Source organism: Planctomycetia bacterium, from assembly GCA_021413845.1.
Classification (GTDB): domain Bacteria; phylum Planctomycetota; class Planctomycetia; order Pirellulales; family PNKZ01; genus PNKZ01.
In genome coordinates, this window is sequence record JAIOPP010000107.1 from 1 (window position 1) to 10174 (window position 10174).

Below are 10174 nucleotides of genomic sequence, written 5' to 3' on the forward strand. Positions count from 1 at the left end.
ATGGGGCGCATAGTCGCTGAAGGTCAGCATGACGACGCTCTTATCGTGGGAGGGGCGGGCGGGGCGGGAGCGAGCAAATCGAGCGGGAGGGAAGCAAGCAGGCGGGAGGGCTGATCAATCTAAGCTTATGGATTCGTCTCGGCGGTGTCTATTCTATTCTTCCTTATCGACGACCACGATCCGTAAGTCGCAGACGTTCGTATGGGTCGGACCGGTTTTCAGGAGGTCGGCATGCGGCAGGAAGAAGTGATATGCATCGTTACGCATAAGATAGTCGCCGATCTCCGCGCGCCGGTCGGCATACATCGCCAATAGCTCTTCATCGACGATCGCGCCTGCGGCATCCGTCGGACCATCTTCCCCGTCGGTCCCGCCCGAGAGGAGCACGATGCCGGAATCGACCTCGGCAGCCACGAGCCGATCGAGCGCGGCGAGCGCCAATTGCTGATTCCGGCCCCCTTTGCCCCGGAGCCTTTCATCGACGAGGCGAACCGTCGGTTCGCCGCCGGTAATCAAACAGTCGGACCCTGCGCCGCGTCGCATGCCGATCGCCATCTCGGCTAAGTGGCGTCCCACGTCTTCGGCGGCTCCCTCGGACGTCGTCGCCGAGATCATGGCATGCGAGTAGCCGAGCCGTTCCGCTTCGACTCCGGCAGCATCGACGGCCACGGCGTTGTTGCCGATGACGATGTTCGACACTTCACACGCGCAGGCGAGCTTCGCTTGGTTTCCCTGTTCATCTGCTTGCTTCTTACGCAAAGCAGCGAAGATCGGCCTCAGGTTCTCTTGCCGCTCGGCCTCGAACTTCGCGAGCACGGCCAGCGCGTCGGCCGTGGTGGTCGTGCTTTCGACCGTCGGTCCGGAAGCGATCACGTCGAGCGGATCGCCGAGGACGTCGCTGATGACGAGCGTCACCAAGCGCCGAGCGCGGCAAGCCCGGGCGAGGCCTCCTCCTTTGACCAAGCTCAACGCTTTGCGAACCGTATTCAACGCTCCGATGTCGGCCCCGGCGCCGCTCAAGAATCGGGTCACGGCTTGCTTGTCGGCCAGCGAGACGCCGTCGATCGGCGCGGGCATCAGCGCGCTGCCTCCTCCGGAGATGAGCACCAACACCAAGTCGTCGGGAGCGGCACCGGCGACGAGTTTGAGAATCTCTTTCGTCCCGGCGATTCCTTCTGCCGTCGGTTCGTTCTTTCCGGCCGGACGGGCACCATGCAGCCGAATGAACTTCAGCCGGCCGACGCAATCGGACGGCACGTTGACCCAGCCGATGAGTTCCTTTTCGCGAGCCGGCGAGGCCCCCAGCGCGTCTTCCACGCCGGCCGCCATCCCCGCTCCGGCCTTGCCGCAACCGACGACGATGATCCGCCGCACGGCCGCGAGGTCGAAGAGCTCGTCGCCGATCAGCAGCGATCCCGCTTCGCAGCGGATCGATTCTCGGACCAAGCGGCGCGAATCGACCGCTGCGACCCCGGCTTGCCAAATGCGGAGCGCGTCGGAGCGAAGTTGTTCGGAGTTGCGTCGCGTCACGGTACTGTCCCGCCTGATTTAACTGTCAGCAAGGGCTAGAGTCTACAAGTTTTTCGCGGTCACGTGAGGCGGCTCGCCCCGAAGAGTGCCGAACAGCGAGCGGGTGCGCCGTCAGATTGATCTTCGGGTATCACGCCCGCGACAATCGCTGCGCACCCGACAAGGCCGCCATTCACTGCGAAGAAATTCCCAAGCCATCGGCCGGTAAGGCCTTAAGTGTCCAGCATCGCGAATTCGATTTTCTCGGCACGACCCATGCAATCTCTCGTCATCGATAGCCGCGAACTGCGATGGTGCGGCCTTCCGAGAGATGCACTTTTTAAGGGTACATGCGATGAGTCTCATAGCCGCAATGATCTTCCTCGGCCTGATGATCGAACTCTTTTTCGTCTGCGATGTGATGGTGCATCGGCATCGCCGCAACATTCGCGACTGAGCTCGGCGGTTACTCCCGCGCGAAGTCGTACGGCCGCTCATGGCTTTCCGTTTCCGTCGGAGCACCGTGGGCGGGAAGCGTCACGGTAAATGTCGTGCCGATTCCCAATTGGCTCTGCACCTCGATCTCGCCGCCGTATTCCAGCACGATCGCCCGAGCGATCGACAGCCCGAGCCCTGTGCCGCGCTTCGGGCCTTCTCGTTCCCGGCTCTTATCGCCCCGATAAAACCGCTCGAACACGAGCGGCAGATCGTGCGGCGGGATTCCGCAACCGGAATCCTTCACGCGAAAGACGACCCGTTGCGAGCCTGCCGGTTGCTCGATTTCGGCGCGGACCTTTCCGCCCGGCGAAGTGAACTTGATGGCGTTGTCGAGCAAGTTGTTCACGACTTGTCGCAAGCGTCCGGGATCGCCCGTGACCCGGCCGCAGGCATGAAAATCGTTTTCCAACACGATCCCGCGCTCTTCCGCCACCCCGCGAAACATCTCGATCGACGATTCGACGAGGCGATCGAGATGCAGATACTCGGTATGTTTCGAAACGCGCGACGGATCGCTTTCCGCCAGCAGCAACAGTTGATTCACGAGCGTCGTCAGTTGCGCACACTCGTCGGCCACGGTTTCGAGCAACACTTCGTATTCTTCCGGAGTGCGATGCGCGCCGAGCGCCACTTCGACCGAGCTTCGAATCGCGGCAAGCGGAGAACGAAGCTCGTGCGCAGCGTTGGCGACGAACTCGCGCTTGCGCGCCAGATACTCCGCGATCCGATCGAGGAAGTGGTTGATCGTGTGGGACAGTTGGTCGAGCTCGTCGCCGGTGCGGCGGATCGGAAGACGGTCGGCGAGCTGCGTCGGTCGGAGTCGCCGCGCGGTATGAATGATGTTCGTCAACGGCTGGATCGCATAGCCGGCAACCCAGTAGCCGCCGAGCGGCGCGAGGATCAACACCAGCACGCCGGCGACCATCATCACGCGCGTTCGTTCCCAAATCTTCGCGTTGATCTGCTCCTGCGAGGCACCGACGCGGACGCCGTATTTCGGCACTCCCGCATAGTCGACCGGCCGCTGCGCGATGCGGAACACGCCGGCCTCGCGAATCGCGGAGATTCCGGTGTCGTCGATCTTCCCTGTCTGCAACCCCTGCGGAGCTTCGGAACTCGACCAAGAGATCGTGCCGTCGGGCTCGATCAGCTGCAGGAACAGCCGTTCGTGCGTATGCGTATCGGCCTTGCGGGCGAGCATCTGCTCGATACGATCTCGGGCCGGATACAGCTGCGCCACGGCCTGCGCGGTCTCTTTGGCGTCTTCCAGCAAACGCTCATCCGTTTCTTGGATAAGTGTGTAGCGCGAGCCTTCGTGAACGATCAACAGCGCGGCGAGCACGATGAGCACGAAGACGCCGCCGTACCAGACGGTGAGTCGGACGCGCAGATAGTACGACGCTGCTTTAACTCGCGCGAACGGCATACCCGCGCCCTCGCACGGTTTCGATCATCGGGTCGGGCAGAAGTTTATCGAGCTTGTTGCGCAGCCGGTTCACGTGGACTTCGATGACGTTGGTCGCACCTTCCCAATCCGACTTCCACAAATGCTCGCACAGCATCTTCCGGGTCACGACCTGCCCGGCGTTGCGCATGAGAAGTTCCAGCAGGCTGAACTCGGTGGGCGAGAGATCGACGTCGCGCTCGCCGCATTTGACTCGTCGGTTCGTCAGGTCGAGTTCCAACGGCCCAGCATGCAAGACCGGCGCCGGGCGCGCCGAAGCACGGCGACAAACGGCCTCGATCCGAGCCAAGAGCTCCGGCAACGCGAACGGCTTCACGATGTAATCGTCGGCACCTGCCTTAAGGCCGGCCACCCGTTCGTCGACGCTTCCGAGAGCCGTGAGCAAGATCGTCGGGGTGCGAATGCCGTCGGCACGAATCTTTCGCAAGACGTCGAGGCCGGAAATGCCGGGCAGCATGATGTCGAAGATCAGGGCGTCGTACTGCTGGCTCTTCGCCATCGCGAGGCCTTCGTCGCCGTTACGAGCCCAATCGCAATCTTGCGAAGCTTCGCCGAGGCCTTGCTTGAGGGATTTCCCGATGACGGGATCGTCTTCGACCAACAGGAGATTTAAGCGAGACATAGTTGCCGCTGCCCTTTTGCGTGAAACATCGTGTTTGCCGGTCGCGCGGGGGATGGAAATCGATCGACCGCCGGTCGGTGACAGAACACAGGTAAGTGTATCTTTCCTGCTACGCAGCGGAAACGGATCGGTTTGAGCGACCAGCGCGCCGACCGAGCGACGAGCGACTCTGGGCTCGATGCTCACCTGAGTGCTAAAGCACCATAAATACGGCACATTCCTCGCATCTACCGCCTCAGCGAAACCACCGACGCCAGAGAAAACGGACTCGGAAGAATCGCCCCGTCTTCAGGTTTTTTAATGCACGATCGTCGAACCTTCGGCTGCGCGAGCGGCGTAGGAAGTTCAGCGACGATCTCGCTTACGACTCGCGACGGAGCGCCCCCAAAAGGCATGTCTCGGAGATTAAAGCTTTTTAACCATTACCTTTATGTCAACTTTCTGGCACTCACGGATATGATTCTTAGCGTCGGGAAAATGTTTTTTCGCGCAAGACGTTTCGTATCGCAGTTCGCCTCCCGCCTTGCTCTTCCTCGCATCGTAAAGCCGTCCGCTCATGCATAAAGAAGTTCCGGTGTCGAGCAGCAACGCTTCGCTCCCGACGTTCGCCAATAGTTGGAAGGCCGACCTTACGAGCGGCTTTCTCGTCTTCCTGATCGCGCTGCCGTTGTGTCTCGGCATCGCCGCAGCCAGCAAATTCCCGCCGATCGCCGGAGTCATGACCGCCGTCGTCGGCGGCATCATCGCGACGCTGTTCAGCAATTCCGAATTGACGATCAAAGGACCGGCCGCGGGCATGATCGCGATCGTCGCCGGAGCGATGCTCGATCCCGCATGGCTCGGCGAAGCAGCCGGACCGACGGACACGCGCGTCTACCAATTCGTGCTGGCCGTCGGAGTCGTTTCGGGAGTCATTCAGATCTTGCTCGGGCTCTTTCGCGCAGGCATTCTCACCGAATTTTTCCCCATGGCACCCGTGCATGGGCTCTTGGCTTCGATCGGCCTGATCATCATCTCGAAGCAAAGCTACTTGATGTTCGGTATTTCCGCGCCGAAAGATCCGCCGCTTGAATCGTTGCTCCAAATCGGCGGAGCGGTGGCACACAACGCGGATCGCAACGCGACCATCATCGGATTGCTCAGCTTGGCGATTCTGTTTTCATATCCGTGGCTGAAAAAGAAAATCTCGCCGCTCAAGTATTTGCCTGCGCAACTCATGGTGCTCATCATCGCGATTCCGCTCGGGCAGGCCTTTCATCTCGGCCCTGAGAAGTTGGTTTCGCTTCCCGCAAAACTACAAGAAGCGATCGTCCTCCCGAACTTCTCGCACCTGCTCACGCCGGTGTCGTTGAAGTGGTTGATTCTTTTCTGTTTGGTCGGCTCGCTGGAATCGTTGTTGAGCGCGAAGGCGATCGACATTCTCGATCCTTGGAAGCGGAAGACGAACATGAACCGCGATCTGCTGGGCGTGGGGATGGCGAACACCCTCTCGGCCGCGATCGGCGGGATGCCGATGATCTCGGAGATTTTGCGCAGCTCGGCCAATATCGGCAACGGCGGCCGAACCCGGCTCGCGAACTTATTTCACGGCATCTTTCTCTTCGTCGCGATCGTGGCGCTCGGGTCGGTCGTCAGAATGATCCCGATGGCCGCGCTCGGCGCGATGCTCGTCTTCGCGGGCTTCCGTCTCGCTTCGCCGAAAGAGTTCGTGCACATGTGGCACATCGGCAAGGAGCAGTTCTTCGTGTTCGTGCTGACGGTCGCCTGTATCTTTCCTCACGGCGAACTGCTGCTCGTCGGCGTCGGCATGGTCGCCGAGTTGCTGATCAACCTCGTCAACGGGGCGCCGCTCCGCTCGCTGTTCAAGCCTTCGGTAGCCGTGTCGAATTCCGGCACCGGCGCGACACTCGAAGCGCACGATGCCCTGACGTTCGCCAACTGGATTCCGCTCAAGCGCCGAACCGAGCAGCTCGGTGATGTCCCCAACGTGACGCTCGATCTGTCCGACGTCAGGCTCGTCGATCACACGACGATGGACAAGTTGCTGCAAACGCAGCGCGAATTCGCCAACAGCGGCCGCAAGCTCGAGATCATCGGCCTCGAACACCATCGCACGTTCGGCCACACGCCGTCGTCGGGCCGGAAGCGCTCCGCGGTCTGAAAAGCGCCACGCGGCCTGAGCCGCTAGCCGCCGAACGACGGGAACGATAGCCCGGCCGGTCGGCCGCCGGCATTCGGAGCCGAGACGTTCCGCACCGGAGCGTTGTAGCTCGCCGGAGCGACGCCTTGCCCCTGTGCTCCATTCGGCTGTGCTCCGTTCGACTCCGGCAACAGCGAAGTGGCCGACGGTTGCAGATGCGCCGGGCTCGGCATCGAGGGATACGAGAACGGCGTCGGAGTCGGGTTCAAGGCGACCGAGTTCGGCGCCGTGGCTTGCGGCATCGACGTGTTCGGAAGCCCGTTCGACCAACCGGCCGCGGTCGGGAATTGATTGCCGGCGGGATTCGCTGCCGCGGCCGAAGCCGGCTGCGGCGCTTGCGGCGAACCCGCCGCCGAGGCTTGCGCAAGTTGCTCGTTGCCGGCCGCGGTTCGTGGTGAGCCGCGATAGACTTCGATCAAGCGTTGCCGAGGCATCGCCGCCAAAGTGTTTGCCGCTTGCGCAGCTCCTGCAGCGTTGGGATTGTTCGACGCAAGTTGTACGGTGCTGTTCTGCGCGGCGGCCGCTTGTGCGTAACCACCGGCCAACACGACTCCCGATGGAGCACCGACGGGAGCGGCTCCCACAGCTTGATCGGCTCCGGGTTGTTGCGGCGCGAGCGGCTGCTGGGCCGACGCTTGTTGTACCGCATTCCCCTTCGCGGCCGCTTCCGCAAGTTGAGCTCGTGCTTCATCCTGTCGCCGCTGCATCGCTTGGGTGACTTGCAGCAAGGCTTCTGCCGCGGGGCGCATGTCGGGGTTGACGCTCAGAGCTCGGCTGAAATGCGCTTGGGCATTCGGCAAGTCGCCGCACTGAGCGCAAAGATAGGCGAAGTTCGATTCCGCCTCGGCCTCGCCGTTGCCCTTGCGAAACAAGTCGTACGCTTCGTCCAGGTTCCCTTGTTCGCCGACGACCATCGCGAGGTTATTCAGCGCTGCCGTATGGAGCGGCTGCTGCGCGATCGCGGCTCGCAGGGCTTGCTCGGCTTGCGGCAACTGTTGTTGCAGATAGTAGCAATAACCGATGTCGCTCAAGAGATCCGGCGTCGGCGCGCTGCAGGCCAAGGCCGCTTGATAGTGCTGATGAGCGTCGGCGTATTTGCCTTGCACGGCAGCCATCACGCCTAAGCGGTGATAACAGTCGCGGCTCTTCGGCTCGGCAACAAGCAACTCACGGTAGAGCCGTTCGGCGGCCGTGAAATCTTTGCGTCGCTCCAGAATGCGGGCTTCAGCGTAGGTCTTGTTCAGCTTGTCTTTGCGCGCCTTGCCGGTCACCGTGTCCTTCACCGTCGTCGTGGCCGAGCGAATATCATCGGTCGTCGGAATCAGAGAACATCCGGTCGCCGCGATCGCCGAGCCTCCCAGCAACACACCGGCCGCGAACCGCCGAACGACACCGAACTTTCGACTCTGATACGGAATCATGCCGACCTCGATAGATGTGAAGAAATGTCGTTCTCGGTCGTTCGTCGTCGGGCGCTAGTCGTCAGGCAATCGTCGAGATAGTTCGTCGAAGCAGTCCGTCGAAACTTAGGTTCCGAATCCGCCGCCACCACCGATGCCACCACCGAAACCACCACCACCCCCGAAGCCGCCGAAGCCGCCGCCGAAGCCACCACCGAAGCCGCCGAAGCCGAAGCTCCGTTGATAGGCCCGCTCCGCTTCCAAGTCTTCTTGGCCGCGAACCAAGGCCGGCGACACGACGACCCGCTGCTCGGCGTCCGGAATTCCCATCGCCAAGAGTACCTGAACCGTCACGGCCCGACGTTGCATATCGAGTTCCGGATTCGGATGCACCGGATACTTATATTCGGTTCCGGCCAGCTTGCTCGTCAGGCTGCGCTCGATCAAGACGGGATAGTTCTGACCGGCATGCAGCCGCGCGGCGATCTGCTTGATGTGGTCTTCGCCGGCCCAGTTGAAGCGCGCTTGGTTGTAGGCGAACTCATGCTGATAAAGCACGAACTTCGACGGCTCGGCGTTCTCTTCTTGCGAGATCCAAATCGGATCGGTCAACGCGCCTTGAGGTGCGGGCACGGTGCCGACGGCATTGAACCAGCCCGGTCGGTAGAGGCGAACGCATCCGGCTGCCGTCAAGCAAACCAGCGCCGCCAACAGAAGCGTATGCACCGCCGTGCGTCGTGTGCGAAGAGTCTTCATCCGTCGAAATCCTTTTCTAACGTCGGCGAGAGGTCGTCATGAACCGTCCCGAGGCATGCATCCGTGTCTTAGTTCGAGAAACCTGTCGCTCCCTGCATGTAGTATCCGGTCGACGATCCATATCCGGGCGATTGCTTCGCGCCCCAGATCGCCTGGCTACGAGCTTCGAACGTGCTCCATTGATAGATCGGCCACACCGTACTGCGGTGGTGAAGATCCGGGCGACCCTCGTAACGACCGAGCAGGAAGAAGTCGAGATCGTCCGGTTCGGTCACTTCCATGCCCGGCAACACCATCGGCACTTGTTCCGGCTCGAGCGGATGTACAAGCTCCGGGCTGACGAGGATGACGAGTTCGGTTTCATCGCGAGACACCGAGCGGCGGCTGAAGAAGAGGTCGAGGCCCGGAATATCGCCGATCCAAGGAATACGGACCTTGCTGCTGTCTTGCTTGTCTTGAATCAACCCGGCGATCGCGAGCCATTGGCCTTCGCGCAAATTCACTTGCGTCGAGACGCTCTGCGTATCGAGACTCGGAATTCCGTTGACGCCGCCGACCGAGGTGCTGATTTGGCTGACCGTCGGCACGACTTGCAACCGGATGTGATCTTTGTCGAGCACGGTCGGCGTGAATTGCAGCTGCGTACCGAAACCTTGGAACTGATTGACCGTTCCGCCGATGCCGTTGATGCCGACCACGGTCGGCACGGCGAACTGTCCGCCGTCGATGAAGTAAGCGGGATAGCCGCTGATCGTCACGAGGTTCGGTTCGGCCAAGACTTTCGTCGTGCGGTTGCTGCTCAAAGCGCTGAGCGTGAGTTGTACGTCGGTCGAGCTCAAAACCGCTTGATAAGCACCCGCGACGTTGAGGTTCGTGGTCACGCTGAAGTCGCCGGCCTGGGCGGCGAACTGCGAGCCGATCGTACGGAGCGCTCCGCGGTTGAGGCGGGCGATGCGAACCTTGAGCAACACCTGATGCTCGCCGGGAACCTCGAGCATGCTGATGACCGAGTTCGAGGCCCAATCGTTGTTGCCGAAGCCGGCCAGTCGGGCCCCTCGACCACCGTATCCGAGACCGGATCCGAAACCGGCGCTACCGGGTCCGAGCAGACCGCCGTTTTGATCGACCGACTGACCGCGAACGATCGACATGATCGCCATGGATTCTTGCGCGTCGCGAGCTTGTCCGCGGACGACCAACTTATCGGCGACGGAAATCAACTGGATATGGCTGTTAGGAAACAACTCGTTGATCCGCTTCGCCAATTCGCCGTACTGCGTGCGGCGCACATCGTCTTCCGTCAGATCCGGATGAACCTTTACGAGGTAACGAATGTTCGTATGCAACGGCGTGTTGCCGGGGGCGGGTTGCGCATCGCCGAACCACAACGTCACCGTGGTTTCGCCGATCGAGCGACCGATCAACTCGAACTCGTTGGGAGAAAAGTTGACCGTTTCGACGATCCCTGGTTCGGCGATCGATACGCGTACGATCGGTTGTTTGGTCGTAATCAGCTTCGAGCGGCGCTGAATGAGGTCGAGTCGGACGTCGGGCTCTTGTACGCTGGCGATGTTCGCATCGAACCGTTCGCGCAACGAAGGCTGCATATCTTCGTGACGTTGCGGGAGCTGCCGATACTTCACGGCATCGGGCTCGCTCGCCGGATCGTTATCGAAGCCGGCTTGCGTCGCTCCGCCGTCCGCGTTGGGTGCCTGCCCGGCAGG

Annotated in this window: 7 protein-coding genes; 1 reads left to right on the top strand and 6 read right to left on the bottom strand. The window is 61.5% G+C overall.

The window, feature by feature from the left end:
- Window positions 1-153: 153 nt before the first annotated feature.
- The 3 genes from K8U03_19540 to K8U03_19550 form a co-directional block, all read right to left on the bottom strand.
- The gene (locus K8U03_19540) at window positions 154-1485 is read right to left on the bottom strand and encodes a DUF4147 domain-containing protein (GenBank protein ID MCE9607083.1); all 1332 of its coding nucleotides are present in this window, start codon (window positions 1483-1485) and stop codon (window positions 154-156) included.
- Between the two features lie 490 nt (window positions 1486-1975).
- A complete protein-coding gene (locus K8U03_19545) occupies window positions 1976-3433 on the bottom strand; it encodes a HAMP domain-containing protein (protein MCE9607084.1) in 1458 nt (485 codons plus the stop codon).
- Window positions 3414-4094 carry a response regulator transcription factor gene (locus K8U03_19550; protein MCE9607085.1) on the bottom strand — a complete coding sequence of 227 codons (681 nt, stop codon included), beginning with the start codon at window positions 4092-4094 and terminating at the stop codon, window positions 3414-3416. The genes K8U03_19545 and K8U03_19550 overlap by 20 nt, the downstream gene beginning before the upstream one ends.
- 556 nt (window positions 4095-4650) lie before the next feature.
- On the opposite strand from K8U03_19550, the gene K8U03_19555 reads away from it, so the two are divergent.
- Window positions 4651-6255: a SulP family inorganic anion transporter gene (locus K8U03_19555; protein ID MCE9607086.1), complete on the top strand. Its 1605-nt coding sequence runs from the start codon at window positions 4651-4653 to the stop codon at window positions 6253-6255.
- Window positions 6256-6278: 23 nt separating this feature from the next.
- Here the strand turns inward: K8U03_19555 and K8U03_19560 are convergent, their stop codons facing one another.
- The 3 genes from K8U03_19560 to K8U03_19570 all read right to left on the bottom strand — a co-directional run.
- Entirely contained in the window at window positions 6279-7715 is a 1437-nt protein-coding gene (locus K8U03_19560; GenBank protein ID MCE9607087.1) for a tetratricopeptide repeat protein, read from the bottom strand.
- Window positions 7716-7820: 105 nt separating this feature from the next.
- Window positions 7821-8450: a hypothetical protein gene (locus tag K8U03_19565; GenBank protein ID MCE9607088.1), complete on the bottom strand. Its 630-nt coding sequence runs from the start codon at window positions 8448-8450 to the stop codon at window positions 7821-7823.
- Between the two features lie 68 nt (window positions 8451-8518).
- The coding region (locus tag K8U03_19570; protein MCE9607089.1) for a pilus assembly protein N-terminal domain-containing protein at window positions 8519-10174 on the bottom strand (1656 nt) is incomplete at its 5' end.

Bases quoted from the DNA above. Each gene is read 5' to 3' on its own strand.
- K8U03_19545 (MCE9607084.1), bottom strand. From the start codon at position 3,433: ATGCCGTTCGCGCGAGTTAAAGCAGCGTCGTACTATCTGCGCGTCCGA.
- K8U03_19550 (MCE9607085.1), bottom strand. From the start codon at position 4,094: ATGTCTCGCTTAAATCTCCTGTTGGTCGAAGACGATCCCGTCATCGGG.
- K8U03_19555 (MCE9607086.1), top strand. From the start codon at position 4,651: ATGCATAAAGAAGTTCCGGTGTCGAGCAGCAACGCTTCGCTCCCGACG.
- K8U03_19560 (MCE9607087.1), bottom strand. From the start codon at position 7,715: ATGATTCCGTATCAGAGTCGAAAGTTCGGTGTCGTTCGGCGGTTCGCG.
- K8U03_19565 (MCE9607088.1), bottom strand. From the start codon at position 8,450: ATGAAGACTCTTCGCACACGACGCACGGCGGTGCATACGCTTCTGTTG.